The sequence below is a fragment of the Texcoconibacillus texcoconensis genome (assembly GCF_014202575.1).
GTDB lineage: Bacteria > Bacillota > Bacilli > Bacillales > Salisediminibacteriaceae > Texcoconibacillus > Texcoconibacillus texcoconensis.
The window spans coordinates 1-1353 of record NZ_JACHHB010000038.1 but is presented as its reverse complement, the minus strand read 5'-3'; the positions used below and the strand labels follow the sequence as shown (position 1 = coordinate 1353).

Annotated in this window: 1 rRNA gene; it reads left to right on the top strand. The window is 54.3% G+C overall.

Annotation, left to right across the window (positions count from 1 at the left end):
- Positions 1–1332, top strand: a 16S ribosomal RNA gene (locus HNQ41_RS16525); the annotation flags it as partial.
- Positions 1333–1353: the final 21 nt, after the last annotated feature.

The window sequence follows — 1353 nt, the reverse complement described above, 5'->3', positions numbered from 1 at the left end:
CCTAACACTAAGGGATGGGCCCGCGGCGCATTAGTTAGTTGGTGAGGTAATGGCTCACCAAGGCGACGATGCGTAGCCGACCTGAGAGGGTGATCGGCCACACTGGGACTGAGACACGGCCCAGACTCCTACGGGAGGCAGCAGTAGGGAATCATCCGCAATGGACGAAAGTCTGACGGTGCAACGCCGCGTGAGCGATGAAGGTCTTCGGATTGTAAAGCTCTGTTGTTAGGGAAGAACACACTTCATTCAAATAGGGTGAAGTGATGACGGTACCTATCGAGAAAGCCCCGGCTAACTACGTGCCAGCAGCCGCGGTAATACGTAGGGGGCAAGCGTTGTCCGGAATTATTGGGCGTAAAGGGCGCGCAGGCGGTCTCTTAAGTCTGATGTGAAATCTCGCGGCTCAACCGCGAGCGGTCATTGGAAACTGGGAGACTTGAGTACAGGAGAGGAAAGTGGAATTCCTAGTGTAGCGGTGAAATGCGTAGATATTAGGAGGAACACCAGTGGCGAAGGCGACTTTCTGGCCTGTAACTGACGCTGAGGCGCGAAAGCGTGGGGATCAAACAGGATTAGATACCCTGGTAGTCCACGCCGTAAACGTTGAGTGCTAGGTGTTAGGGGTTTCGATACCCTTAGTGCCGAAGTAAACACATTAAGCACTCCGCCTGGGGAGTACGACCGCAAGGTTGAAACTCAAAGGAATTGACGGGGGCCCGCACAAGCAGTGGAGCATGTGGTTTAATTCGAAGCAACGCGAAGAACCTTACCAGGTCTTGACATCCTCTGACAACCCTAGAGATAGGGCGTTCCCCTTCGGGGGACAGAGTGACAGGTGGTGCATGGTTGTCGTCAGCTCGTGTCGTGAGATGTTGGGTTAAGTCCCGTAACGAGCGCAACCCTTGACCTTAGTTGCCAGCATTCAGTTGGGCACTCTAGGGTGACTGCCGGTGACAAACCGGAGGAAGGTGGGGATGACGTCAAATCATCATGCCCCTTATGACCTGGGCTACACACGTGCTACAATGGATGGTACAGAGGGCAGCGAAGCCGCGAGGTGAAGCTAATCTCAAAAAGCCATTCTCAGTTCGGATTGTAGGCTGCAATTCGCCTACATGAAGCCGGAATTGCTAGTAATCGCGGATCAGCATGCCGCGGTGAATACGTTCCCGGGCCTTGTACACACCGCCCGTCACACCACGAGAGCTTGTAACACCCGAAGTCGGTGCGGTAACCTTTTGGAGCCAGCCGCCGAAGGTGGGACAGGTGATTGGGGTGAAGTCGTAACAAGGTATCCCTACCGGAAGGTGGGGATGGATCACCTCCTTTCTAAGGAGCTAATAGCTCAAC